The sequence below is a fragment of the Cellulomonas algicola genome (genome assembly GCF_019024305.1).
Lineage (GTDB): Bacteria > Actinomycetota > Actinomycetes > Actinomycetales > Cellulomonadaceae > Cellulomonas > Cellulomonas algicola.
In genome coordinates, this window is sequence record NZ_JAHKSJ010000006.1 from 412,611 (window position 1) to 435,438 (window position 22,828).

Below are 22,828 nucleotides of genomic sequence, written 5' to 3' on the forward strand. Positions count from 1 at the left end.
CGAGCCTGTGCGTGCGACGGCCCGCCCGGTGGGATCCCGGGCGGGCCGTCGTCGTCCGGCGTCAGCGCAGGTACACGTTCGGCTTCGCGGGCAGCGTGAACGGCGCCCCCAGCGCGAACCCGGGGTGCGGCGGCTGGTTGTACGCGGTGTTCTGCCACGCGATCGCCACGCGGTACTGCTGGTCGTGCAGCAGCGTCCACAGCCGCGTGTCCGTCGGGATCGGCGTCGCGTAGATCCGCAGCGCGCTGTCGTCCGACGTCGGCCAGATCACCTCCTCGCGCCAGTCGCCGAGGATGTCGCCCGACAGCGTCGGCGTCGCCTTCGTGCCGTTGTTGCTGTGCACGCCCGACCCCGTCAGCAGACGCGTGTCGCCGCCCGTGCCGTACTTGTCGATGCGCGTCTGGTCGAGCAGCTCACGCGTCGTGTCGCCGTCCCACCAGGCCAGGAAGTTCGCCGACGACGGCTTGCGCGCGACGCCAGTGCCGGACGTGTTGCGCAGCTGCGAGTCGGACGACGACCAGGACTCGGCACCCGCCGAGCCGGACCAGATGTCGCCCGAGACCCCGCGCCCGTTGTCCGAGCCCGACGGTGTGCTCCAGAGGATCTGGCCCGTGCGGGCGTCCGCCATCCAGGAGTCGGGCTGGTTCGTCGACTCGGTGACCTTGTAGTACTCGAGTCCGGGCCGGCTCGGGATGAGGTCGCCGACGTGCCCGGCGTCGCCGTGACCCGTGCGGTTGGTCCACAGGCCCGTGCCGTTGTCGTCGATGGCCGCCGCGCCGTACAGGACCTCCTGCCGGCCGTCCCCGTCGACGTCAGCGACGGACAGCGAGTGGTTGCCCTGCCCGGCGTACGCGCTGTTGCCCGACGCGTTCGAGTCGAACGTCCACCGCCGCGTGAGCTTGCCGTCGCGGTAGTCCCAGGCGACGACGACGGCCCGCGTGTAGTAGCCGCGCGCCATGATGATCGACGGCCGGACGCCGTCGAGGTACGCGGTGCCGGCGAGGAACCGGTCGACGCGGTTGCCGTACGAGTCGCCCCAGCTCGACACCGTCCCGCGCGGCGGCACGTAGTCGGTCGTGGCGGCGATCGCGCCCGTCTGGCCCTGGAAGACGGTGAAGTACTCGGGGCCGGACAGGACGTAGCCCGACGAGTTGCGGTGGTCGGCGCTCGCGTTGCCGATCACCTGCCCCGTGCCCGACCGGGTGCCGTCGGCCGTCTTGACCGCGACCTCGGCCTTGCCGTCGCCGTCGTAGTCGTAGACCTGGAACTGCGTGTAGTGCGCGCCCGCCCGGATGTTGCGGCCCAGGTCGATGCGCCACAGACGCCGTCCGTCGAGCTCGTACGCGTCGAGGAACACGTTGCCCGTCACGCCGGACTGCGAGTTGTCCTTGGCGTTGGTCGGGTCCCACTTGAGGACGACCTCGAGCCGGCCGTCACCGTCGAGGTCGCCGACCGAGCCGTCGTTCGCGACGTAGTCGGACCCCGGCTTGCTGATGGGGACGTCGAGGTAGCCGTTCGCGAACGTCAGGGACGTCTCGGAGGTGGCCTGCTCGGCGCCGTCCACGACGGCCCGGACCGTGTAGGTCGCGCTCGCCGCGGCACCCGCGTCGAGGTAGCTCGTCGCGCCCGTGAGCGGCGACGCGTTCACCTTCGTCCCGCCGCGGTACAGGTTGAACCCCGTCGACGCGGACTCGGTCCCGAGCAGCCGCCACTGGACGAGGTTCCCCGACCCGCTGCGGACGCTGATGAGCCCGCGGTCCAGGTCCTCGGCCTGCCACGCACCCGACGGCGGTGGGGTGGTCGTCGTCGGCGTCGGGGTCGGCGTGCTGGTCGGGGTGCTCGTGGGCGTCGACGTCGGGGTGCTCGTCGGCGTCGTCGTGGGCGTGGTGCCGCCCGTGCAGGTCGTGCCGTTGAGCGCGAACGACGTCGGCGCGGGGTTCGACGAGCCGTTCCACCCGCCGTTGAAGCCGAACGACACGGTGCCGCCGGTCCCGATCCTGGCGTTGTACCCGGCGTCGCGGACGCTGACGGTCGCCCCGGACTGCGTGGCGGTGCCGTTCCACGCCTGCGTGACCGTCTGGCCCGCGCCGAACGCCCACGTCAGGGTCCAGCCGTCCACGGCGTCGCCGAGGTTGTCGATCTTCACGTCGGCACCGAAGCCGGTGCTCCACTGGTTCGTCACGGTGTACGTCACGCGGCAGCCCACGGCTGCCTCGGCGCCCGCGGCGGCGACGAGACCGCCCGTCGCCATCGTCGCGGCGGCGAGGAGTCCCGCGGCCGCCCGTCGTGCTGTCATGGCTTCCCCTTCGGTTCGCGCGCGGGCGGCGTCGCTCGCGCGCTGCGGACCCCGCGCCGCGGCCGGCAGTCCTCGGGCGGGGGTGGGTCGTCGCCTGACGTTAGGGAAGCGCTCGCCCGCGCGGGAGGCCTGGACACCAGGTGAAGCGTTTCGGGTTTGAACGATTCAAAGCCTGGGGCGATGTGCGCGCTCACATCCCCGCACGGCGCGCCCGACGCGTCGGGGCGGCCTCACCGACGCGTCGGGGCGCGGTGGCCGACACCGGTGCACGCCAGGGCTGGCTGACCGCGGCTCAGCTCGCGAGCTGGACGAGGTTGCCGCACGTGTCGTCGAGCACGGCCGTCGTCACCGGCCCCATCGCCGTCGGCGGCTGCACGAACCGCACGCCCGCGGCGGTCAGCCGCTCGTACTCGGCGTGCACGTCGTCGACCCCGAACGACGCCGCGGGGATGCCGTCCTCGACCAGACCGGCCTTGTACGGGCCGACGACGGGGTGCTTGTCCGGCTCCAGCAGGAGCTCGACACCGTCGGGGTCGGCGGGCGAGACGACGGTGAGCCACCGGTCCTCGCCGAGCGGGATGTCGTTCTTCGGCACGAAGCCGAGGACGCGGGTGTAGAAGTCGAGCGCCTTGGCCTGGTCGTCCACGAAGACGCTGGTCACGGTGAGGCGGATCATCGGTCGGTCCCTCCGGGGGTGTGGGTCTCGCTGGGGGCGCTCCCGCCTGTGCCACCGACGTCACGGACCGGCCAGCGGCGCGTGATCTCGGCGAGCGGGGACGTGTCGAGGTGGTGGAGCTTGTACCGGCCCTCGCGCCGGACGACGACCAGCCCTGCGGCCTCGAGCACGTCGAGGTGCTGGGAGATCGCCTGCCGGGTCGACGACAGGCCGTGCTTCATCGCGAGGCGCGAGCAGATCTCGAACAGCGACTGCCCGTCGCGTTCCTGCAGCTCGTCGAGGATCACGCGGCGCGTCGGGTCCGCGAGCGCCTTGTACACCTCGTCGGGCATGGGACCGTTATAGGCAAGTCGGCGCTTGCCTGTCAATCGGTACCAGGTCGGTTGTCGATTCCGGCTACCGCCGCGCGTCATCCCGGTGCACGGTGTCCCTGGACGCCGGGCCGACCCACCTCACCCACCCGGCACGCCGCCGGCCCGCCCGCCCGACGAGGAGCTGACATGACCGACGACCGCGACCGCTGGATGGTCCTGCTGTACGAGGACGAGAACCTGTGGGCGAACGCCACCCCCGAGCAGCAGGAGGTCTACCTCGTCCGGCACCGCGACTACGAGCAGAACGCCGCGGAGCACGACGTCGTGATCCTCTCGAGCGACGCGCTCCGGCCGACCGCGACCGCCACCACGCTGCGACCCGGCGAGGACCGGCTGACCACCGACGGGCCGTTCGCCGAGACCACCGAGCAGCTCGGCGGCTTCTACCTCGTCAAGGCCGCGTCGCAGGACGCCGTCGTCGACCACGCCCGCCGGCTCCCGCCGTCGTACACGATCGAGGTCCGGCCCGTCGCGATCCTCGACTTCTGAGGCGATGTCGATCGGGACACGGCCCCCCCGTCATCCCGCCGACACCCCGCACCGCCAGGAGGCCCCGATGCCCACGCAGCCCCGCCGTCGCCGCCCGAGTCTCGCGACGCCCTGCACCACGGCGACGGACCGGGGGGCGTCCGCATGAGGTTCGTCGTCCTCCGCTACGGCGGCACGTCGACCCGGCCCGCACGCGGGACGGACCTCCTCGACGAGCTCACGACCGGCGGGCTGCGCGGCACGCGCCCGGGCCCGCAGCCCGCCGGTCCGGCGTCGGCCTCCGCCGATCCGGCACCCGCGTCCGCCGGTCGTGGCTCCGATCCGGACGGTCGGGGCTCCGCCTCCGCAGGCTTGAGCCCCGCACCCGCCGAACACGGACCCGGTCCCGGCGACGACGAGGTCGCCGCCGCCCTCGCCTCGCTCCTCGCTCCCCCACGCGCACCGCGCGACGACCTCGCCGCGCTCGCCGCGGTTCTCGGCGTCACGACCGTGCTCGACGAGACCCTCGGATCCCCCGACGTCGCGACCACCGTCCGTTCCCGCGCGGAAGGGCTGACCCTCACGGACGGGACGGCCGCCGCACCGGACGGACCGCTCGTCGGGCTGCACGTCCTCGACGCGCCCGACCTCGACGCGCTCGTCGACGTCCTCACCCTGCTCCCCGCGGGCACGTTCGAGGTGCGCCCGGTGGTGGCCGCATGACCGCCCCCGACCCGGCCGACGGTCCGCGTACGCAACCGACGGGAGCGGACGCGTCCACCCGGGCGAGCGCGCTCGCGGGCGCCCCGACCTCGGCGCCCGGTGCGAGCACCGAGCAGCAGGCGGCCGACGCGGTCGCCACCGCGTGGCAGCAGCACTGGTCACGCCTGATCGCCCTGGTCATCGGGCAGTACGCGCGGCCGGACCTCGCGGAGGACGCGGTGTCCGACGCGTTCGAGTCCGCAGCCCGGCGCTGGCCCCTCGACGGCGTCCCCGCCAACACGGGGGCCTGGCTGCTGACGGCGGCGCGTCGACGTGTGCTCGACCGCCTGCGCACCGAGTCGGTGCAGCGACGCAAGGCGCCGCTCATGGTCGTCGACGACGAGATGCGCGCGGCCGCGTCCGCTGCCGTCGACCCCGGTGCGCACGTCGCCGACGAGCAGCTCCGGCTCGTCTTCGCGTGCTGCCACCCGGCGATCGCCCCCGACGACCGCGTCGCGCTCACGCTGCGCTTCGTCGTCGGGCTGTCGACCGCGGAGATCGCCCGGCTGCTGCTCGTGCAGGAGTCCGCGATGGCGGCACGTCTGACCCGTGCGAAGAAGCGCCTCGCCGCCTCCGGCATCCCCTTCGCGACACCGCCGGCCGACCGGCTCGACGAACGCCTCGACGTGGTCGCGACCGTCGTCTACCTGACCTTCACGTCGGGCTACCAGCCGGGTGCGGGCGACGTCCCGCTGCGCGTCGACCTGGGCGACGAGGCGATCCGCCAGCTCCGCGTGCTCGACGGGCTGCTCCCCGACCGCGCGGTCGTCCGCGCGCTGCTCGCGCTCCTGCTGCTCCAGCACTCCCGCCGCGACACCCGCCTCGACGCGGACGGCGCGCTCGTGCTGCTCCCCGATCAGGACCGCAGCCGCTGGCGCCACGACGACATCGACGAGGCCCTCACGCTCCTGTCGACCCTCACCCCCGAGGTCGCGCCCGCGCACGGCCCGACCGGCCGGACGACCAACGGCCCGGACGGCCGCACGACCGCTGCGCCCGGCCCGCGCCCGCCGATGACCCGGCTCGCCCGCGAGTACCTGCTGCAGGCGCTGGTCGCCGCCGAGCACGCCACCGCGCCGACGTCGGAGGCGACCCGCTGGGACGTCGTCGCCGCGCGCTACGCCGAGCTCGAACGCCTCACCGGCTCACCCGTCGTGCGCCTCGCCCGGGCGGTCGCCGTCGCGGAGGCCGACGGCCCGGACGCCGGCCTGCGCCTGCTCGACGGCCTCGACGAGGCGCTCCCGCGGCTCCACCGCGTACCGGCCGTCCGGGCCGAGCTCCTGGCCCGCGCGGGCCGCCGAGCGGCGGCCGCGGCCTCCTACCGCCACGCCCTCACCCTGGTCACCAGCCCGACGGAACGCACCCACCTCGAGTCACGCCTCGCCGAGGTCACCTCCACCTGAACGACCGGCGCCTCGCAGCGGGCGTCTCGTCGGTGCCGGTCGGCGGTGAGAGCGTCGAGCCCGTTCCGGCCGCCGGCGCTCACGCAGCGCGCAGGTACTCGGCGAGTGCCGTGGGCAGATCCGTCACGCCCGGCATCGTGATGCGGGCGTACTCCCCGAAGGCGTCGGCGAGGTCCGTGGCGACCACCGCGGGCCGCGCGAGCGCGACGTCCGCCCGGCCGTACACGGCTGCGCCCCGCCCGTCCTGCACCCAGTCCCACAGGTCGTCCGCGGCGACGCCGGCCGCGAGGCCGAACGTGGCGGCGTCGCGCACCGCCCGCAGGCGCTGGAGCCGCAGGCCGACGACCCACCGCATGTCCGCGCCCGAGGCCGCGAGCCCGTCCAGCACGCCGATCGCGCCGACGACCAGCGTGCCCGCGCCCGGCGGCGGCGGCTCCTCGTCCGTGACCGACCCCGTCGCGTCGAGCAGCCGGCCCAGGTCCGCCGCGAGGTCGTCGAGGCGGAGCAGCTCGCGGAGCGGGACGTCGTGCGCGCCCTCGTCGGTGACGCTCGTGGCGTGGGCCCCGCCCGTGACCACCACGACCCGCTGCACCTTCATGCGTGTGCTCCTCCCATGGTCCGCGCCGACGTCATCACGTCGTCGTCGCTCCCTTCACCTCGATGTCGATGTCGAACCAGTACGGCACCTTGTCTCCGGGCGCCAGCTGGTAGTCCGCGAGCAGCTGCTGGTCCTTGATGTGGCGCGCCTCGACCCACCTGCCCGTCCCGATCGAGAACGTGACGGACTCGATCGTGCCGCCGCTCTGCACGATCGCGTTCGTGGCGTACTGCACCGAGTGGCATGTGCGGGCGGCCTCGTCGAGCGGGACCCCCTTCTTCGCTGCGGCGCCGATGTGGGCCATCGAGCGCTCGTTGATGATCGTGCTGATGTGCACGGGTCGGCTCCGACCGTAGAACGACGCGCCGTACGTCGCCTCGAGGATCTTCATGGCGCGGATGGTCAGGTAGGTCTCGAGCGGTGTGCCTCGGGCCGTCATGGGCGGGCTGATCGGCAGCCACCGGTCCTGCTTCGGGATCCTGTGGAGGAACGCCTCGGCCAGCACGAGGGTCCTGGTCCCCTTCTGGTAGGTCCGCACCATCCGGCCCGCCTGCCCGCCGGGTGCCCGGACCAGGGTCTCGATCGAGACCTCGTCGGGACGGTCGTCCGGGATGTCGGTGAAGGTCCAGCCCGGCAGCCCGGCCTTCGGGTCGATGCTCTGGTAGAGGCCCGGCACCAGGGTGTCGGTCCGCGCCGGCGGCCCCCCGGGCCCGCCGGGGCCGGGCTGCCCGACGGGGCCGACCGGAGCCGGGCCGGTGGCCTGGGGGCCGACGGGACCCGTGGTGCTCGGGCCGGTCGTGCCCGGGCCCGTGGCGCTCGGGCCCGTGGCGCTCGGGCCGGGGGGGCCCGGCGGGAGGGCGGACGCCACGGTGGGCGCCACCGCGGCGGGGTCGAGCCCGAGCGACGTCGCGATGCGGCGGAGCGTGGGCCAGCGCATGGCCGCGGCGACGATCGCGGCGGAGACCATCGGGGCGGCGAACGCCCCGGGCACCGGGGCGACCGGGACCGCCAGGGCGGCCGGGGCCTGAGCGGGTGCGGGCAGCGCCTGCTGGTGCACCTGGCGCACGCGGCGCACGAGGAGCTGGAGGAAGCGACCGACGAGGCCCGGGTTCACCGCGGGACCGGGGCCGCGCGCGCGACCGAAGAGCCCCGGACGCACCACGTTGCCGGCCCGGCCGAACAGCGCGGTGTGCAGGGCTCCCAGGAGGGTCCGCATCCGCTGCACGACCGGTGGGCGCCCCGCCCCGGCCGATGTTCCTGCCCTCGGCGCCGGTGGACCGGAGCGCGGAGCGCCCGTGCTGTCCCCGCTGCGCTGTGCTGACACGGCCTCCGCGAGTCTCTGCTCCACCGCGTCGACGACCGGTTCGTCGAGCGGCCCGGCTCGCTGCACGGTCCGCCCGCTCATGAGGTCCGCGACGTGCCTGTTCCCGACGGCTCGCTGCAGGGCGAGCACGTGCGCGCGGGACGTCGGCGGGCCGGTGACGTCGACGGCCGTGGCCTGCGGGTCCGGGTGCGCCCGTGCGGGCGTGGGCCGCGGGGCGGCCCGTCGGGCGGGGGACGAGTCGCGCTCCTCGTGAGACGGCATCCGTCCTCCGCTCGATGGTCGTCCCGAACAACTCTGCGGCGACCACCGCCGGACGGGCACGCCGATCGGCTGTCCGTTCGGGAACCGTCCGTGCCCGCAGGGGCATCTGCTCGTGGACGACGCCCGTGCGGGCGACGACGGGTCCCCGGAGGGGTCAGGCGAACAGGAGGAGGGCGAGGAGGGTGAGGTTGAGGGCGACGACCAGGGCGACCACGACGACGAGGGCCGCGTGCAGCCACGGGCCGTTGCGGTCGGCGCCCATGAGGGTGCGGTCGCGGGTCAGGCGGACCAGCGGGATCACCGCGAACGGGATGCCGAAGCTCAGCACGACCTGGCTGAGGACGAGGGTCCACGTCGGGTCGGCCCCGACGGCGAGCAGCACGATCGCGGGCACGAGCGTCACGACGCGGCGGACCAGCAGCGGGATCCGGCGGTGGATCAGGCCCTCCATGATCGTCGCGCCGGCATAGGCCCCGACGGACGTCGACGCGAGCCCGGAGGCGAGCAGCCCGACGGCGAACGCGATCCCGACGGCGGGTCCGAGCGCGGAGACGATCGCGGCGTGCGCGCCCTCGATGGTGTCGGTCCCGTCGACGCCGCGCAGCGCGGACGCGGCCAGCAGCAGCAGACCGATGTTCACCAGCCCGGCGATGACGAGCGCACCGCCGACGTCCCAGCGGGTGGCGCGCAGCAGCCGGACACGCCCCTCGCCCGCGGGCGCGTGCCCGTGCCGGTCGCGCACGAGCGCGGAGTGCACGTAGATCGCGTGCGGCATGACGGTCGCGCCGAGCATGGACGCGGCGAGCAGGACGGAGTCGGTGCCGTCGAACCGCGGGACGAGCCCGGACAGCACGCCGCGCGCGTCGGGCGGGCTGACCAGCAGCCCGACGAGGAAGCCGACGGTGATGACGGCGAGGAGCGCGACGACGACGGCCTCGAAGCGACGCTGGCCGTACACGTTCTGGGTGGCGAGCAGGACCATCGAGACGACGCCGACGATGAGCCCGCCGAGCGGCAGCGGCACCCCGAACAGCAGCTGGAGGGCGATGGCGCCGCCGACGACCTCGGCGATGTCGGTCGCGGCGGCGACGAGCTCGGCCTGCCCCCAGAACGCGAGCCGCGGACCGCGTCGCATGCGCTTGCCGAGCACGCCGGGCAGGGAGTCGCCGGTGACGAGCCCGAGCTTGGCGGACTGGTACTGCACGAGCACGGCCATGACGTTGGCGGCGACGAGCACCCACAGCAGCAGGTACCCGTACCGCGCACCGGCGGTGAGGTTGGCGGCGACGTTGCCCGGGTCGACGTAGGCGATCGCGGCGACGAACGCGGGCCCGAGCAGCAGCGGCGTGCGACGCGGCTTGCGGCCTCCACCGGGGCCGACGGCCTCCGCGCGCTCGACGTCGGCGTCGACTCGGCTCACCGCTCCTCCTGAAAAGTTCGGGTGGCCGAAACTCTATACCCGGACGACCGCATCCTCAGGACGACAGGCCGAGGTCAGGCCGCCTCGACCTCGCGCACCCACGCGGTGGCCGTCTGGTGGAAGCCGACCTTGCCGAAGTACTCGCGCATCGCAGGCCCGGGGTCGACGTGCAGCTCGCGCAGGCCGTGCTCGGCGAAGACGCCGGAACGCCGGTACACGAACTCGCCCGGCGTGAAGTCGCGGAACCGCGTGGTCACCCAGTCGAGGTCGACGACGCCGACCCCGTCGCCGACGTCCCGCACGACGACCACCCCGACGACCTCGTCGCCGCGCGCGACGAGGAACGCCGACGCGTCGTCGGCCAGCGCGAAGCCCGGCTGGAAGCGCCCGATCTCCTCCGCGTGCACGTCGAGGAAGTGCCGCAGCCACGCGTCGCCGGTCCCGACGTCGACGACCGCGTAGGCGCGCTCGTCGTGCCGCTCGCGCAGCAGGCGCCACAGCCAGTAGACGTCGATGATCGCGATCGCCCCGTTCATCACGGCGAACGCCCAGATCCCGACGATCGCGTTGTAGCCCGTCGCGAGCACCGCCCCGATGAGGTTGAGCACGCGGAACCGCAGGACGCGCGCCTGCATGAGCGACACGACGACCAGGACCGATCCGAGCCACCCGACGACCTCGAGCCAGAGCATGCCCGCCAGTATCCCCGCCCCCGCGGGAGGCGCCCGGCCCCGGCGCGCACCGCTGCGCCGGACGGGTGGCTGCGCCGGTCGGGAGCGACGGATCCGCATCGTTAAAGGTCTCGACCCGGCCCGACGGACGGGTCGACCCTGGGTGGCATGGCGTCATGGTCGATCCACGAGGTGCCCGTGCCCGAGTCCGTCGACGCGCCCGGGGCCGGACCGCTCCTCGCGCTCACCGACGTGGCCAACCGTGTCATCGCGCACGAGTGGGGCAACCACGACTACGACCGCACGCCGCAGGAGGTCCTCGGCGCGCTCCGCGACCAGGCGTACGTGCGCAAGCCGCGCTTCCTCGTCACCGACGACGACGGGACGCCGCTCGGCTACCTCGCGATGCTGCTGCCGCTGCAGGAGAACACGCACACCGCGTACGTCGAGATCGGCGTCCTGCCCGAGCACCGCGGCCAGGGCATCGGGTCCGCGCTGCACGACCACGCGCTCGACGTCGCGCGCGCCGCAGGCCGCCGCTCGCTCACCGGGAGCACCGACCACCGCCAGGAGCCGCCCGCCGGCGACGGCACCCTCGTCCCGAGCACGGGCACGGGACGCGTCGCGGCCGACGCCCCCGCCGTCCGGTTCGTCGCGTCGCGCGGCTGGCAGCTCGAGCAGGTCGCACGCCGGTCCGTCCTCCCGGTGCCGGTCGACCCGGACGTCCTCGCCGCGCACCGCGCGCAGGCGCAGGCGTTCGCGGGCGACGAGTACCGGATCGTGCACTGGGGGTCCGCCGCCCCCGACGAGTGGGTCGACGAGTACGCGACGCTCAACACGCGCATGAGCACCGACGTCCCGCTGGGCGGCCTCGACTTCGAGGAGGACGTCTGGGACGCGACACGCATCCGCACGACCGAGGCGCAGTTCGTCGACCGCGGCATCGAGCTGGTCGTCGCGGCCGCCGAGCACGTGCCGACGCACACGCTCGCCGCGTACACCGTCCTCATGCTGCCGCCGGAGAACGAGGAGTTCGTGCACCAGGAGGACACGCTCGTGCTCAAGGAGCACCGGGGTCGACGGCTGGGGATGCTCGTCAAGGCGGCGAACCTCCAGCGGCTCGCGGAGGTCCGGCCGGGCGCACGACGGGTCGCGACGTGGAACGCGGAGGAGAACTCCTACATGCTGCGCATCAACATCGACCTGGGCTTCGCGCCCAGCGGCGGCTCGGGCGAGTGGCAGCTCCGTCTGGACGCGTGACGCGGGCTCGCCGACCGGTGTGGGCGGGGCTCGCTACCGTCCGCGCATGACCGCGCCACCCCTGCCCTGCCTGCTGTGCCGGACGCCGTTCACGTTCCAGGACGACGAGCCGGTCGGACCGTCCGGGAGCCTCCTGCTGGTCGGCCACGGCGGCTACCAGTCGGCGCTGTTCGACCCCGACGACGGTCTCGACGCGGGGGTCGAACGGCGCTCGCTGCGCGTCCTCCTGTGCGACCGGTGCCTCGTCGACGCGTCCCGTGCAGGCCTCGTGCAGCACGTCCACACGCTGCACCAGCGCCCCACGACGTCCGTGACTCCGTGGACGCCCGAGGACGAGGCCCCGTGGGACCCCGGGCCTGACGCGCCCGTGCCCGGCCGGGCCCAGGACTGAGGGCGGCTCAGGCGCCGACGGCGGTGCCGTGCGGCTGCGAGCGGGCCCACCAGCCGGACCAGCGCTCCTCGACCTCGGCGAACGTCGCGTCGTCGATGCCGTACGTCGAGAGCACCGCGCCGACCGTGCCGTGCGGCGGGTGGCTCGCGACGGGCACCTCGGCGATCACGAGGAACGACTCCGTGATGCCGTGCAGCTGGATCCCGAACTGGTGCTCCGCCTTGTAGACGAGCGTGCCGCCGAGCAGCGTGCCGTCGGGGCGTCGCGCCTGCACGTGCCCGCCCACCGGGATGCCGCGCACGCCGTGCAGCCCGGCGCGGTCGAGCAGCCGGTCGCTGCGGTCGCCCGCGTCGAGCCCGAACACCGACAGGGTGCGGCGCTCCTGGCCGGGGTGGGCACGCAGCAGGAACTGCAGCTGGTGGGCGAACTGGATCCAGCCCTCGTCGATCGGGTCGTACACGCCGTCGTACGTCGCGAGCCCGTCGTGGCTGCGGCGCGTGATCGTCAGGTGCGTGTGCCCGGGGTCGTGGGACGCGGCGGTCACGGCGATGACGTCGTGGCTCGGCGTCGTGAGCGTGTGCGAGAGGTTGTCGCCCTCGTACGACTGCCCGACGACCGGCTGGGCGATGAAGTAGTCGCGGATCTCGGCGTCGAGCCCGTCGTAGTCCCAGCCGAACCACTGCCGGACGAGCTCCGGCTGACGCAGGTGCGCCCACGCGGTGTGCAGGTCGGCGTGCAGGTCGAGCGACACGATCTCGCGGCGGTCGAGCGTCATCAGGACATCACCTCGGCGTCGTCGGAGGGTCCGTCACCGCCCGGTGCCGGACCCTTCCGACGGTAGTGCGACCGGCGCGCCGCCGCCTCACCACGCCGTCCCCGAGACGGGCGACGTCGCCCGGGGAGCCGTCAGCCCGTGGCGTCGAGCGGCAGGACGGCCAGGGCGTCCGGGTCGACGGCGAGCGGGACGACGCTGCCGTGGTCGAGCTGCACGCCGACGGGGGCGAGCGCGGTGACCGGCCCGATCCCGTCCACGTCGACGCGCACCTCCGACCGGCCGCGCCGCGAGGTCACCGCGAGCACCACGCCCTTGAGCCCGTCCTCCCCGATCGCGCCGACGACGCCGGGCGACGGGATGCGCTCCACGACGAAGGCACCTTCGGCCAGCGCGACGACGTCTTCGCGGTCCGCGGCGCGGCCGGTCCCGCCGCGCTCCCCGAGCGCGCGCACGAGCAGGGCGGCGGCCGCCGAGCTCACCGGCACGAACGCCTCGTAGCCGAGGAACTCGGCGACCCGACGGTCGGCGGGCCGCTGCCACAGGTCGGCGGGCGTGCCGACCTGCAGGATCCGACCCCGGTCCATGACCGCGACGCGGTCGGCGACGGCGAACGCCTCGTCCTGGTCGTGCGTGACGAGCACGGCGGTCGTGCGGGTCGCGACGAGCGCGGCGCGCAGGTCGACCGCGAGACGCTCGCGCAGCGACCGGTCGAGCGCGGAGAGCGGCTCGTCGAGCAGCAGCAGCCGCGGCCGGGGGGCGAGAGCGCGCGCGAGCGCGACGCGCTGCCGCTCACCGCCCGACAGGGTGGCGACGGGTCGCGGCCCGTAGCCCGCGAGGCCGACGAGGTCGAGCAGCTCGTCGACCAGCGCGGCGCGTCCCCCGGCCGCCCACGTCCGTCCGTCGTCGCTGCCGGGGCCGGACCCACGCCCGGCCGGGCGCCGCGCCGCGAGCCCGTACGCGACGTTGCCCGCGACGTCGCGGTGCGCGAAGAGCTGGCCGTCCTGGAACATGAGGCCGAAGCCGCGCCGGTGCACGGGCAGCCCGTCGACCGGCTGCCCGTCGAACGCGACGGACCCGCCCGCGAGCGGCTCGAGGCCGGCGACGGCCCGCAGCAGCGACGACTTGCCGCACCCTGACGGTCCGAGCAGCGCGACGACCTCGCCCGCACCGACGTCGAGGGACACCCCGTCGACGGCGGTCGTCCAGCCGCGCCGCCCGGCGGGGTACCGCACGACGACGTCCTGCACGCGCAGTCCGCTCACCAGTCACCTCCGGGGTTGCCGGCCCGCAGCCGTTCGCAGGCGGCGACGATGCCCGCGGTGAGCACCGCGAGCACGACGGACGCGGCGAGCGCCGTGCCGTAGGAGTCCGCGCCCGGCCGGCCGATGAGCCGGAAGATCACGACGGGCAGCGTGGGCCGGTCGGGGCGGGCGAGGAACGAGGTCGCACCGAACTCGCCGAGCGACGCGGCGAACGCGAACCCGACGGCGAGGCCGAGGGCGCGCGCGGCGACGGGCAGGTCCACGGTCGCGAGGACGCGGCCGGGGGCGGCGCCGAGGGTCGCGGCGGCCTCCCGCAGGCGCGGGTCGATCGCGCGCAGCACGGGCAGGACGGTCCGCACGACGAGCGGCACGGCGACGACGGCCTGCGCGACCGGCACGAGCACGGGCGACGTGCGCAGGTCGACGTCGAGCCCGAACGGCTGGTGCATCGACAGCAGGAAGCCGAACCCGACGGTCACGGCGGAGACGCCGAGCGGCAGCATGAACACCGCGTCGAGCCCGGCGACGGCCCGGCGACCGACCGCACGACGCGGCCGCCGCGACACGACGAGCGCGACGAGGCCGCCGACGACCAGCGCGATCGTGGTCGCGTCGAGTGCGACGCGCAGCGACGTCACGGCGGCGTGCAGCGGGCTGACGCCCAGCGTGTCCGCGGGCGCGGCGAGCGCGACGTAGTGGTCGACTCCCCACCCGTCGGTGGTGCGGAGCGAGCGCAGGACGAGGTTGACGAGCGGCAGCGCGAGCAGCACGACGACGACCGCGGTCACCGCGGCGGCGGCGAGGTCGAGCGCGTGCCCGTCGCCGCGCGGCACCCCGGCGGGCCGCCTGAGCGTCAGGGCCCGGACGGTCGCGGTCGGGGCGCCGAGGTCGAGGGCGCGCTCGCGACGCGCGCGCGTCCGCCCGGCGACGAGCAGCGCCCCGGCGACGACCACGAGCTGCACGACCGACAGCACCGCGGCGGCGCGCAGGTCGAGGAACTGCGTCGTCTGGATCCAGATCTCGGTCTCGATGGTCCCGAACCGCAGCCCGCCGAGGACGAGCACGGTGCCGAAGGCCGTCGCGGAGAACAGGAAGACGAGCGACGCGGCCGACGCGACCGCGGGTGCGAGCGCGGGCAGCACGACCGTCCGGAAGGCCCGCCACGGCGACGCGCCGAGCGCACGCGCGGCCTGCTCGGCGCGCGGGTCGAGCCGCTCCCACAGCCCGCCGACGGCCCGCACCACGACTGCGTAGTTGAAGAACACGAGCGCGGCGACGATGGCCGCGAACGTCCCGTCGAGCCGCAGGAACCCGAGCGGACCGCCGTCGACCAGCAACGACCGGAAGGCCACGCCGACGACGACCGTCGGCAGCACGAACGGCACCGTGACCAGCGCGCGCACGGCCGCGCGCCCGCGGAACGTCCGCCGGTACAGCACGAACGCGCCGGGCACGCCGAGCAGCACCGACACGACGGTCGCGACCGACGCCTGGGCCAGCGTCAGCCCGACGATCCGCCACGTGCGCGGTCGCGAGAACACGTCGGCGAAGCCCGACAGGTCGAGCGCGCCGTCGACGACGAACCCGCGCGCGACCATCACGACGACGGGCCACGCGAAGAACACCCCGAGGAACGCGACCGGGACCACGACGGCGGCGGTCCAGAACGCGACCGTCCCCGCCGACGGGCGCGCGCGCCCGCCCGGCGCCACGGGGGCGTCGGGCCGGGCGAGCGTCGTCGTCATCGGGTCAGCCCGCGACGATCTCCGACCACGCCGCGAGCCACTCCTCGCGGTGCGCGTCGACGTCGGCCGGTGCGACCTCGAAGGGCGCGTCCGCGAGCGGCGCCCAGCGCGCCCACTCCTCGGGCAGGTCGACCGCCGTGCTCACCGGGTACATGTACATCGAGCCCGGGATGTCGGCCTGCACCTCGTCGGACAGCAGGAAGTCGAGGAGCTGCTGCGCACCCTCGGGGTTCTCGGCGTTCGCGAGCACGCCCGCGTACTCGACCTGCCGGAAGCACGTGCCGAGCAGCGCGCCCGTCGTCGGCTCGTCGGCCTCGTCCGGCACGGTGAACGGCGGCGACGACGCGTACGACAGCACGACCGGGCGCGGCCCGTCGCCGCCACCGCCGCTGAAGTCCGTGTAGTACGCGTCCGACCAGCCCTCGGACACCTTCAGGCCGTTCGCGACGAGCGCCGTCCAGTAGTCCTGCCAGCCGTCCTCGCCCTTCGCGCCGACGGTCGCGAGCAGGAACGCGAGCCCCGGCGACGACGTGACCGCGCTCGGGACGACCAGCAGGTCCCGGTACTCGGGCTTCGTCAGGTCGTCGAGCGACGCGGGCTCCGCCACGCCGTGCTCGGTGAACCACGCGTGGTCGACGTTGAGGCACACGTCGCCGAAGTCGACCGCGGTCAGCGCGTCGGACCCGTCGACGGCGTACTGCGCGGCGTCCTCCGCCGCGGGCGCGGACGACGTGTACGGCTCGACGACGCCCTCGTCGATCGCGCGCGACGCGAACGTGTTGTCCACGCCGAACACCAGGTCGCCGAGCGGCGCGTCCTTCGTGAGGACGAGCTGGTTCACCAGGGCGCCCGCGTCGCCGGGCTGCACGACCTCGACCGTCAGGCCGCTCTCCTCCTCGAAGGACTCCAGCAGACCGTCGGACAGGCCGAACGAGTCGTGCGTGACCAGCGTGACGGTGCCGCCGCCCCCGCCGGACGCAGCGGGCGACGGGTCGCCACCGCCGATCGCGGAGCAGCCCGCGAGCGCGAGGACGGTCCCGGCGGCCAGCGCCAGGACGGGGACGGACGTGCGGCGGGGCGTGCTCGCCATCGGTGGTGCTCCTCCTTCGTCAGCAGGAGGGGGTCCCCGCACCCGTCGCACGGCGGCACCCTCGCAGGGGCGCGCCGACGACGACTGCGGAGACTGAGAAGCCCGACTCCCTACGCCGGTGTGAACCGGATCAGGTTCGAGGGTCTGCGGTGGTCCGCACTCTCAGCGTCCTGGCCGTCGGCGGGGCTGCCGGCGACGTGACGCTCCCCTGTCGTTCGCCTGCGATCCTACGCCCGTCCGACCAGCGGTCCGACCCGTCCGCGACTAGCGTGGACGCCGGTCCTGTCCCTGATGAACGCCCGGAGGTCTCCCCGCATGGACAAGCAGTCGACCGTCGCGAAGCTCGTGGGGATCGGCGGCGCGCTGGTCGCCGCGTGGCTCGCGCAGCAGGTGGTGGCCCAGGGGTGGAAGGCGACGCGCGGTCACAAGCCGCCGAAGCCCGAGGACGAGGGCGACTACCGGCTCGGCGAGGTCATCGCCGCCGCCGCGATCACGGGAGCGCTCGTCGGCGTCGCCCGCGCGCTCGCGACCCGCGGCACCGCCGCGTTCACCGCCCGCACGGAGACGGGCCGCGAGCTGGTCGACTGAGCCGGATCGCATCCGGCGTCGACGTGTCGGACGACACCTGCGAGGGGCGCCTCGCGAAGGTGCACGCGCACCGATCCGAGATCCGCGCCGCTGCCCGGCGCGCAGGTGCGACGCACATCGCCGTCGTCGGATCGGTCGCGCGGCGAGGACGGCCCGGCGTCCGACATCGACTTCCTCGTCGACGTCGACGTGCGTGAGGTCGGCCTCTTCCCGCTCATGGATCTCGCCCGAGAACTGGAGCAGGTCCTCGGCGAACGAGTCGACGTCGCCTCGCGACACGTGCTCGCCGACCACGTGGTCGCGTCGGTCCTCGCCGAGGCCGTCGCCGTCTGATCGGTGCGGGCCCGTCGCGATCCACGGGGGGGTGACCGCCCGACGGCCGACTAGATGACCGGCCACGCCTCCGTCGCGCGGTCGGGGGCGAGGGTCGGCAGCTGGTCGGTGTTGAAGACCTCGCGCAGGACGCGTCGCGCCGCGAACCAGCCGGAGAGCCCGTGCACGCCCGGACCGGGCGGCGTCGACGCGGAGCACAGGTACACACCGTCGCGCCCGGAGGCGTAGGGATCCCGGCGCGCGCTGGGGCGGGCGAACATCTGCGCGATGGTCGCGGCGCCCGCGGAGATGTCCCCGCCGACGTAGTTCTGGTTGTGGTGGTGCATCTGCGCGGCCGGGATGCAGCGCGACGCGACGACGACGTCGCGGAACCCGGGCGCGTACCGCTCGACGTGCGCGGTCACGGCCTCGGTGACGTCGACGTCGGAGCCGGCGGGCACGTGCGCGTAGGTCCACAGCGGCCGCAGGTCGCCGACGCGGCGGGACTCGTCGACGACGGTCGGGTCGCTCAGCAGCGTCATCGGACGGCGCGCGTGCCGGCCCGCCTGCACGGCCCCCTCGGACTCGACCATCTCGGCGCGCGTCCCGCCGAGGTGCACGGTGCCGGCCTGCCCGACCTCGGGGACGGTCCACGGCACGGGTTCGGACAGCACGAAGTCGACCTTCGCGGCGCCGTTGCCGTACCGGAACCGTTCGAGCGGCCGGCGGGCGCGCGGCGGCAGGTGGTCGCCCATGACGTCGAGGAGCGTGCGGGGCGAGGTGTCGAACAGGTAGGCGTGCGCGGGCGGCAGGTCGTCGCAGGTGCGGACGGGGTGGTCGGTGACGACCTCCCCGCCGTGCTCGACGAGGTCGTCGACGAGCGCCGCGACGATCGACCCGGAGCCTCCGCGCGGGATGGCCCACCCGGCGCCGGCGTGGCCGAGGGCCGCGAGCAGCAGGGCCGTCCCGGAGCCCGCGAGCGACGGCAGCGCGGTGATGGTGTGCGCGGCGACCCCCGTCAGGAGGGCGGGTGCGACGTCGTCGATGAAGGGGCGGTCCCACAGGCGGGTGCCCTGCTCCAGGACGCGCAGCCCGAAGTGGACGGCGGCGGGCGCGCCGTGCGGCAGCAGTCCCGCCGGGATGCTGCGCTTGTCGCCGAGCGCGACGCGCACGACGTGCCCGGGGTGCGCGGCGAGCGGCCCGACGAGCGACCGCCAGGCGGGCCCGTCGACGCCGAGGCGCTCCACCGTGCGGTCGAGGTCGTGGTACGCGATGCCGGCCCGACCGCCGGGCAGCGGCTGCGCGAACGAGATCTCGGGAGTCAGCAGCTCGACGCCCCGCGCGCGCAGGTCGAACGACCGGAAGAACGGCGACGCCCACGCCATGGGGTGCACGGCCGAGCACAGGTCGTGCACCATCCCGTCGGCCAGGCCGAGGTCGAGCGTGCGTGCACCGCCGCCGACGGTCGGCTGCCCCTCGAGGACCAGGACGCCGAGGCCCGCGCGGGCGAGCGTGACCGCGGCGGCGAGCCCGTTCGGACCGGACCCGACGACGACGACGTCCCGGTGGTGCGTCATGCCTCGATTCAACCCCTCCTCGCGCCCGAGCGGTGGGCGAACCTGGGCGCGCGCCTCAGAGGGGACCGATGTCGTCACTTCCGGTGCGACGCTCACGGTCCGCCTCGTCGGCGTCGGAGCCCGACCGCGCCCGCTCGAGGTCGGCGGTGAGCTCGTCGACGACGAGCAGCTCCCCGCGCACCTTCCCAGTGCGGTAGCCGGCACGGCCGACCATGTGCGCGGCGACGGGTGCGGTGAGCATCTGGAACAGCGCGACGAGGACGAGCGCCCACACCGCGCCGCCGGACCGCAGCCGCAGCGCGAGGCCGATGAGGCACAGCACCAGGCCGAGCACCTGCGGCTTCGTCGCAGCGTGCATGCGGGCCAGCAGGTCGGGGAAGCGCAGCGCGCCGACGCCCGCCGCGAACGCGAGCAGCGCCCCGCCGAGCAGGAAGATCACCGAGGCGACGTCGGCGACGGTGTCCCACCAGCTGTTCATCGGACCTCCCCCTCCGCCTGGCCGCCGTGCAGCTCCTCCGTGTCCTCGGGCTGCTCGCCCAGCGCCTCCTGCTCGGCCGCGGCGCGCGCGGCCTCCTCGGCGGCGATCTCCTCACGCGTGCGGACGCGCCCCTCGCCCTCGGGCTCGACGGCGGCGAACCGCGCGATCGTCACCGAACCGACGAACCCCACGAGCGACAGCACGACGAGGATCGGCACGACGTCGGCCCGCCGGTTGGCGGCGGCGTAGAGCGCGACGCCGACGATCATCGTGGCCACGACCACGTCGAGGGCGACGGTCCGGTCGAGCATCGACGGGCCCTTCTCGGCCCGGACGATCGCGAACGCGGCGCCCAGCACGAGCAGCACGCTGCAGATGACGACGACGACGGTCATGGCGGTCATGCGGTCACCCCCGCGGCGCGCAGCTCCTCGTCGGACGCGAACGCGCGCAGCACGCGCTCCTCCTGCTCGAGCACCGTGCGGCGCGCGGCCTCGATGCCGCCGCTCTCGTGCACGTCGAGCACGTGCAGGTAGAGCATCCCGGTGAGCCGGTGCGCCTCGACGACGAGCGACCCGGGCACGAGCGAGCAGAGCTCGGCCGTGAGGGTCAGGTACAGGTCGGAGTGGCTGCGCAGCTGCACGCCGATGACGGCGCCGCGCGGCGTGTACCGGGGACGCAGCGCGATCGCGCTGACCTCGGCGGACGCGCGGACCACGTCGAGCACGAACCGGCCCACGAGCACCGCGAGCCCGCGCGGCCGCACGCGGCCCTGGAACTGGATCGGCGCCATGCGCAGGCCCGTCGTGACGAGCAGCGCGAGCCCGGCACCGGCGAGGACGTTGCCGACGGACAGGTCGCCCCAGAGCAGCACCCACACGACCGTCAGCCAGACGACCGTCGCCCACTGCGTGCGCCAGCGGGACCGGCGCGGGTGCAGGCTCATCCGCCCACCTCCGCGACGTCGGTGCGGACGGCCGCGTCGGGCGCGCTGCCGGTCGTGTCGGCGGCGTCCGTGCCGACCTCGCCGCCCTCGCCGCCGTGCGCGGCCTCCTCGGTCACCTCGACGGAGACGCCTTTGCCGCGCTTCCCGTCGGGCAGCACGGCCTCGACGTACGGGGTGCGCTCGGTCAGCGCGTCGGCGGCCCGCTGGGTGTACGCGTAGAGCGGCCCGGCGGCGACCGTGAGGCCCAGGCCGAAGACGATGAGCGCGGCGGCGGGGCCGACCATGCCGAACGGCAGCCGCACGGGCGGCCGCTCCTCCTCGGGCACCTGCCAGAACGCCTTGTTCCACGCCTTGACCAGCGCGTACAGCGTGAGCAGCGACGTGACGACCGACCCGACGACCAGCACGTACGCGAGCGGCGTGCCGACCTGCACGCCCGCCTCGAGCAGCCCGAGCTTGCCGAGGAACCCGGACAGCGGCGGGATGCCCGACAGGTTCATCGCCGGCACGAAGAACAGGATCGCCAGCAGCGGCGCGAGCTTGGCCAGGCCGCCGAGCTTGGTCAGCGACGTCGACCCGCCCGCACGTTCGACGAGCCCCACGACGAGGAACAGCGCGGTCTGCACGGTGATGTGGTGGACCACGTAGTAGATCGCGGCGGTCCACCCGGCGTCGGTGGACAGGGCGATGCCGAACACCATGTACCCGATGTGGCTGACCAGCGTGAACGACAGCAGACGTTTGATGTCGTCCTGCGCGACGGCGCCGAGGATGCCGACGACCATCGTCGCGAGCGCGGCCCACATGAGGGCGTCGTCGAGCCTGCCCTCGGGGAAGAGCAGCGTCTGGGTGCGGATGATCGCGTAGACGCCGACCTTGGTGAGCAGGCCGGCGAACACGGCGGTGACGGGTGCGGGCGCGGTCGGGTAGGAGTCCGGCAGCCAGGCGGACAGCGGGAAGACCGCCGCTTTGATCGCGAACGCCAGGATCAGCAGCACCTGCAGGACGAGCCGCACCCCGGGGTCGATCTCCGGGAGCCGGATCGCGAGCTGGGCCAGGTTCACGGTGCCCGTCGCGGCGTAGATCGAGGCGAGCGCGACGAGGAAGAGGATCGACGAGAGCAGCGCGACGACGACGTAGATCGTGCCCGCCCGGATGCGCTCGCGCGTCCCGCCCAGGGTGAGCAGCACGAACGACGCGGCGAGCAGGATCTCGAACCCGACGTAGATGTTGAACAGGTCGCCCGAGAGGAACGCGTTCGCGACGCCCGCCGTCAGCACCAGGTACGTCGGGTGGAAGATCGAGATCGGCGCGGACTCCTCGTCGTCCTCCTGACCCTGGGCGAGCGAGTAGAGCAGGACGCAGAGGGTGACGGTCGCGGAGACCGTGAGCATGAGCGCCGACAGGCGGTCGGCGACGAGGTCGATCCCGACGGGTGCGGCCCAGCCGCCGACGTCGACGACGAGCGGGCCGTCGTCCGCGAGCACGAGGAGCGCGGCCGAGACGAGCACGACGATCACGAGCGCGACGACGCTCACGATGCGCTGGAGCGTCGGGCGCCGGTACAGCGCGAGCGCGAGGCCCGCGGCGGACAGCGGGACGACGACGGGGAGCGGCACGAGCCAGGTCCAGTCGGTCATCGCTCCCCCTCTCCTGCGGTGCGGGCCGGGTCCCCGGCCGGGCGGGCGGGCGCACCCTCGTCGGTCTCGTCGCGGATGGACGCGGCTTCCTCGTCGATCGAGCTGCCGGTGCCCTCGGTGTCGGCGTCGGTCGTCGCGCGTTCGTCGATCGCGGCGAGGCGCGCGATGCGGCGGTCCTCGACGTCGTCCTGCACCTCGTCGTGCCGGTGCAGCTGCCACGACCGGTACGCCATGGCCAGCAGGAACGCGGACAGGCCGAGCGTGATGACGATGGCGGTGAGGACCATCGCCTGCGGCAGCGGGTCGGTCATCTGCCCCTCGGGCGTCGCGCCGACGATAGGCGGCCGCCCCGCGGCACCGCCCGCGACGAGGAACAGCAGGTTCGCGCCGTTGCCGAGCAGGATCACGCCGATGAGGACGCGGCTCAGCGAGCGCTCGAGCAGCAGGTAGACGCCCACGGTGAACAGCGCGGCGATCGCGACCACCAGGACGATGTTCGGGCTCATGTCGA

24 protein-coding genes and 1 riboswitch are annotated in these 22,828 nt (G+C 74.4%); of the genes, 7 read left to right on the forward strand and 17 right to left on the reverse strand.

Going from position 1 to position 22,828, the window contains the following annotated elements; translation table 11 throughout:
- Nucleotides 1–61 precede the first annotated feature (61 nt).
- The 3 genes from KOV94_RS06050 to KOV94_RS06060 form a co-directional block, all read right to left on the reverse strand.
- On the reverse strand, nucleotides 62–2,296 hold the full coding sequence (locus KOV94_RS06050; protein WP_218051499.1) for a rhamnogalacturonan lyase family protein: 2,235 nt from the start codon (nucleotides 2,294–2,296) through the stop codon (nucleotides 62–64).
- Between the two features lie 292 nt (nucleotides 2,297–2,588).
- Nucleotides 2,589–2,972, reverse strand: a complete 384-nt coding sequence (locus KOV94_RS06055) for a VOC family protein (protein WP_225916119.1) — start codon at nucleotides 2,970–2,972, stop codon at nucleotides 2,589–2,591.
- Nucleotides 2,969–3,304: an ArsR/SmtB family transcription factor gene (locus tag KOV94_RS06060; RefSeq protein ID WP_124341560.1), complete on the reverse strand. Its 336-nt coding sequence runs from the start codon at nucleotides 3,302–3,304 to the stop codon at nucleotides 2,969–2,971. The genes KOV94_RS06055 and KOV94_RS06060 overlap by 4 nt, the downstream gene beginning before the upstream one ends.
- Nucleotides 3,305–3,472: 168 nt before the next feature.
- On the opposite strand from KOV94_RS06060, the gene KOV94_RS06065 reads away from it, so the two are divergent.
- The 3 genes from KOV94_RS06065 (at nucleotide 3,473) to KOV94_RS06075 (ending at nucleotide 5,979) form a co-directional block, all read left to right on the forward strand.
- Nucleotides 3,473–3,835, forward strand: coding sequence for a YciI family protein (locus tag KOV94_RS06065; protein ID WP_225916120.1), 363 nt, complete (start codon nucleotides 3,473–3,475; stop codon nucleotides 3,833–3,835).
- A 144-nt stretch (nucleotides 3,836–3,979) separates the two neighbouring features.
- Nucleotides 3,980–4,537, forward strand: coding sequence for a YciI family protein (locus KOV94_RS06070; RefSeq protein ID WP_218051500.1), 558 nt, complete (start codon nucleotides 3,980–3,982; stop codon nucleotides 4,535–4,537).
- On the forward strand, nucleotides 4,534–5,979 hold the full coding sequence (locus KOV94_RS06075; RefSeq protein ID WP_218051501.1) for an RNA polymerase sigma factor: 1,446 nt from the start codon (nucleotides 4,534–4,536) through the stop codon (nucleotides 5,977–5,979). The genes KOV94_RS06070 and KOV94_RS06075 overlap by 4 nt, the downstream gene beginning before the upstream one ends.
- A gap of 79 nt (nucleotides 5,980–6,058) precedes the next feature.
- Here the strand turns inward: KOV94_RS06075 and KOV94_RS06080 are convergent, their stop codons facing one another.
- The 4 genes from KOV94_RS06080 to KOV94_RS06095 form a co-directional block, all read right to left on the reverse strand.
- Nucleotides 6,059–6,577 carry a hypothetical protein gene (locus KOV94_RS06080; RefSeq protein WP_218051502.1) on the reverse strand — a complete coding sequence of 173 codons (519 nt, stop codon included), beginning with the start codon at nucleotides 6,575–6,577 and terminating at the stop codon, nucleotides 6,059–6,061.
- A 34-nt stretch (nucleotides 6,578–6,611) separates the two neighbouring features.
- Nucleotides 6,612–7,793 carry a hypothetical protein gene (locus KOV94_RS06085; protein WP_218051503.1) on the reverse strand — a complete coding sequence of 394 codons (1,182 nt, stop codon included), beginning with the start codon at nucleotides 7,791–7,793 and terminating at the stop codon, nucleotides 6,612–6,614.
- Nucleotides 7,794–8,316: 523 nt separating this feature from the next.
- Complete coding sequence (locus tag KOV94_RS06090; protein WP_124341576.1) at nucleotides 8,317–9,504, reverse strand: Nramp family divalent metal transporter; 1,188 nt, start codon at nucleotides 9,502–9,504, stop codon at nucleotides 8,317–8,319.
- 152 nt (nucleotides 9,505–9,656) lie between these two features.
- Nucleotides 9,657–10,274 (reverse strand): hypothetical protein, encoded by a 618-nt coding sequence (locus KOV94_RS06095; RefSeq protein ID WP_124341554.1) that lies wholly within the window; start codon nucleotides 10,272–10,274, stop codon nucleotides 9,657–9,659.
- Nucleotides 10,275–10,421: 147 nt separating this feature from the next.
- On the opposite strand from KOV94_RS06095, the gene KOV94_RS06100 reads away from it, so the two are divergent.
- Nucleotides 10,422–11,513 carry a GNAT family N-acetyltransferase gene (locus KOV94_RS06100; protein ID WP_218051504.1) on the forward strand — a complete coding sequence of 364 codons (1,092 nt, stop codon included), beginning with the start codon at nucleotides 10,422–10,424 and terminating at the stop codon, nucleotides 11,511–11,513.
- 46 nt (nucleotides 11,514–11,559) lie between these two features.
- Nucleotides 11,560–11,904 (forward strand): hypothetical protein, encoded by a 345-nt coding sequence (locus KOV94_RS06105; RefSeq protein WP_124341552.1) that lies wholly within the window; start codon nucleotides 11,560–11,562, stop codon nucleotides 11,902–11,904.
- Nucleotides 11,905–11,911: 7 nt separating this feature from the next.
- On the opposite strand, the gene KOV94_RS06110 is transcribed toward KOV94_RS06105, so the two are convergent.
- From KOV94_RS06110 to KOV94_RS06125, 4 genes are all read right to left on the reverse strand, one after another.
- Nucleotides 11,912–12,679, reverse strand: coding sequence for a hypothetical protein (locus KOV94_RS06110; protein ID WP_124341551.1), 768 nt, complete (start codon nucleotides 12,677–12,679; stop codon nucleotides 11,912–11,914).
- A gap of 131 nt (nucleotides 12,680–12,810) precedes the next feature.
- Nucleotides 12,811–13,941: an ABC transporter ATP-binding protein gene (locus KOV94_RS06115; RefSeq protein WP_372449448.1), complete on the reverse strand. Its 1,131-nt coding sequence runs from the start codon at nucleotides 13,939–13,941 to the stop codon at nucleotides 12,811–12,813.
- Complete coding sequence (locus tag KOV94_RS06120; RefSeq protein ID WP_218051505.1) at nucleotides 13,938–15,686, reverse strand: ABC transporter permease; 1,749 nt, start codon at nucleotides 15,684–15,686, stop codon at nucleotides 13,938–13,940. Before KOV94_RS06120 ends, KOV94_RS06115 begins: the two co-directional genes overlap by 4 nt.
- 4 nt (nucleotides 15,687–15,690) lie before the next feature.
- Nucleotides 15,691–16,776, reverse strand: coding sequence for a thiamine ABC transporter substrate-binding protein (locus KOV94_RS06125; RefSeq protein WP_218051506.1), 1,086 nt, complete (start codon nucleotides 16,774–16,776; stop codon nucleotides 15,691–15,693).
- A gap of 90 nt (nucleotides 16,777–16,866) precedes the next feature.
- Nucleotides 16,867–16,996, reverse strand: a riboswitch (TPP riboswitch).
- A 95-nt stretch (nucleotides 16,997–17,091) separates the two neighbouring features.
- On the opposite strand from KOV94_RS06125, the gene KOV94_RS06130 reads away from it, so the two are divergent.
- Nucleotides 17,092–17,364, forward strand: coding sequence for a DUF4235 domain-containing protein (locus KOV94_RS06130; RefSeq protein ID WP_124342899.1), 273 nt, complete (start codon nucleotides 17,092–17,094; stop codon nucleotides 17,362–17,364).
- 105 nt (nucleotides 17,365–17,469) lie between these two features.
- Nucleotides 17,470–17,697, forward strand: coding sequence for a nucleotidyltransferase family protein (locus tag KOV94_RS06135; protein WP_218051507.1), 228 nt, complete (start codon nucleotides 17,470–17,472; stop codon nucleotides 17,695–17,697).
- A gap of 50 nt (nucleotides 17,698–17,747) precedes the next feature.
- Here the strand turns inward: KOV94_RS06135 and KOV94_RS06140 are convergent, their stop codons facing one another.
- The 6 genes from KOV94_RS06140 to KOV94_RS06165 are packed head-to-tail and all read right to left on the reverse strand — an operon-like array spanning nucleotide 17,748 to nucleotide 22,823.
- Nucleotides 17,748–19,253, reverse strand: a complete 1,506-nt coding sequence (locus KOV94_RS06140) for a phytoene desaturase family protein (RefSeq protein ID WP_124342897.1) — start codon at nucleotides 19,251–19,253, stop codon at nucleotides 17,748–17,750.
- 55 nt (nucleotides 19,254–19,308) lie between these two features.
- Nucleotides 19,309–19,731: a monovalent cation/H(+) antiporter subunit G gene (gene mnhG / locus KOV94_RS06145; RefSeq protein ID WP_124342896.1), complete on the reverse strand. Its 423-nt coding sequence runs from the start codon at nucleotides 19,729–19,731 to the stop codon at nucleotides 19,309–19,311.
- On the reverse strand, nucleotides 19,728–20,135 hold the full coding sequence (locus KOV94_RS06150; RefSeq protein ID WP_225916121.1) for an MrpF/PhaF family protein: 408 nt from the start codon (nucleotides 20,133–20,135) through the stop codon (nucleotides 19,728–19,730). The genes mnhG and KOV94_RS06150 overlap by 4 nt, the downstream gene beginning before the upstream one ends.
- Nucleotides 20,132–20,677, reverse strand: a complete 546-nt coding sequence (locus KOV94_RS06155; RefSeq protein WP_124342895.1) for a Na+/H+ antiporter subunit E — start codon at nucleotides 20,675–20,677, stop codon at nucleotides 20,132–20,134. The genes KOV94_RS06150 and KOV94_RS06155 overlap by 4 nt, the downstream gene beginning before the upstream one ends.
- Complete coding sequence (locus KOV94_RS06160) at nucleotides 20,674–22,317, reverse strand: Na+/H+ antiporter subunit D (RefSeq protein WP_225916122.1); 1,644 nt, start codon at nucleotides 22,315–22,317, stop codon at nucleotides 20,674–20,676. The genes KOV94_RS06155 and KOV94_RS06160 overlap by 4 nt, the downstream gene beginning before the upstream one ends.
- Nucleotides 22,314–22,823 carry a Na(+)/H(+) antiporter subunit C gene (locus tag KOV94_RS06165; protein WP_124342894.1) on the reverse strand — a complete coding sequence of 170 codons (510 nt, stop codon included), beginning with the start codon at nucleotides 22,821–22,823 and terminating at the stop codon, nucleotides 22,314–22,316. Before KOV94_RS06165 ends, KOV94_RS06160 begins: the two co-directional genes overlap by 4 nt.
- Nucleotides 22,824–22,828 lie beyond the last annotated feature (5 nt).

Bases quoted from the DNA above. Each gene is read 5' to 3' on its own strand.
- KOV94_RS06050 (WP_218051499.1), bottom strand. From the start codon at position 2,296: ATGACAGCACGACGGGCGGCCGCGGGACTCCTCGCCGCCGCGACGATG.
- KOV94_RS06055 (WP_225916119.1), bottom strand. From the start codon at position 2,972: ATGATCCGCCTCACCGTGACCAGCGTCTTCGTGGACGACCAGGCCAAG.
- KOV94_RS06060 (WP_124341560.1), bottom strand. From the start codon at position 3,304: ATGCCCGACGAGGTGTACAAGGCGCTCGCGGACCCGACGCGCCGCGTG.
- KOV94_RS06065 (WP_225916120.1), top strand. From the start codon at position 3,473: ATGACCGACGACCGCGACCGCTGGATGGTCCTGCTGTACGAGGACGAG.
- KOV94_RS06070 (WP_218051500.1), top strand. From the start codon at position 3,980: ATGAGGTTCGTCGTCCTCCGCTACGGCGGCACGTCGACCCGGCCCGCA.
- KOV94_RS06075 (WP_218051501.1), top strand. From the start codon at position 4,534: ATGACCGCCCCCGACCCGGCCGACGGTCCGCGTACGCAACCGACGGGA.
- KOV94_RS06080 (WP_218051502.1), bottom strand. From the start codon at position 6,577: ATGAAGGTGCAGCGGGTCGTGGTGGTCACGGGCGGGGCCCACGCCACG.
- KOV94_RS06085 (WP_218051503.1), bottom strand. From the start codon at position 7,793: ATGCGGACCCTCCTGGGAGCCCTGCACACCGCGCTGTTCGGCCGGGCC.
- KOV94_RS06095 (WP_124341554.1), bottom strand. From the start codon at position 10,274: ATGCTCTGGCTCGAGGTCGTCGGGTGGCTCGGATCGGTCCTGGTCGTC.
- KOV94_RS06100 (WP_218051504.1), top strand. From the start codon at position 10,422: ATGGCGTCATGGTCGATCCACGAGGTGCCCGTGCCCGAGTCCGTCGAC.
- KOV94_RS06105 (WP_124341552.1), top strand. From the start codon at position 11,560: ATGACCGCGCCACCCCTGCCCTGCCTGCTGTGCCGGACGCCGTTCACG.
- KOV94_RS06110 (WP_124341551.1), bottom strand. From the start codon at position 12,679: ATGACGCTCGACCGCCGCGAGATCGTGTCGCTCGACCTGCACGCCGAC.
- KOV94_RS06120 (WP_218051505.1), bottom strand. From the start codon at position 15,686: ATGACGACGACGCTCGCCCGGCCCGACGCCCCCGTGGCGCCGGGCGGG.
- KOV94_RS06125 (WP_218051506.1), bottom strand. From the start codon at position 16,776: ATGGCGAGCACGCCCCGCCGCACGTCCGTCCCCGTCCTGGCGCTGGCC.
- KOV94_RS06130 (WP_124342899.1), top strand. From the start codon at position 17,092: ATGGACAAGCAGTCGACCGTCGCGAAGCTCGTGGGGATCGGCGGCGCG.
- KOV94_RS06140 (WP_124342897.1), bottom strand. From the start codon at position 19,253: ATGACGCACCACCGGGACGTCGTCGTCGTCGGGTCCGGTCCGAACGGG.
- mnhG (WP_124342896.1), bottom strand. From the start codon at position 19,731: ATGAACAGCTGGTGGGACACCGTCGCCGACGTCGCCTCGGTGATCTTC.
- KOV94_RS06150 (WP_225916121.1), bottom strand. From the start codon at position 20,135: ATGACCGCCATGACCGTCGTCGTCGTCATCTGCAGCGTGCTGCTCGTG.
- KOV94_RS06155 (WP_124342895.1), bottom strand. From the start codon at position 20,677: ATGAGCCTGCACCCGCGCCGGTCCCGCTGGCGCACGCAGTGGGCGACG.
- KOV94_RS06160 (WP_225916122.1), bottom strand. From the start codon at position 22,317: ATGACCGACTGGACCTGGCTCGTGCCGCTCCCCGTCGTCGTCCCGCTG.
- KOV94_RS06165 (WP_124342894.1), bottom strand. From the start codon at position 22,823: ATGAGCCCGAACATCGTCCTGGTGGTCGCGATCGCCGCGCTGTTCACC.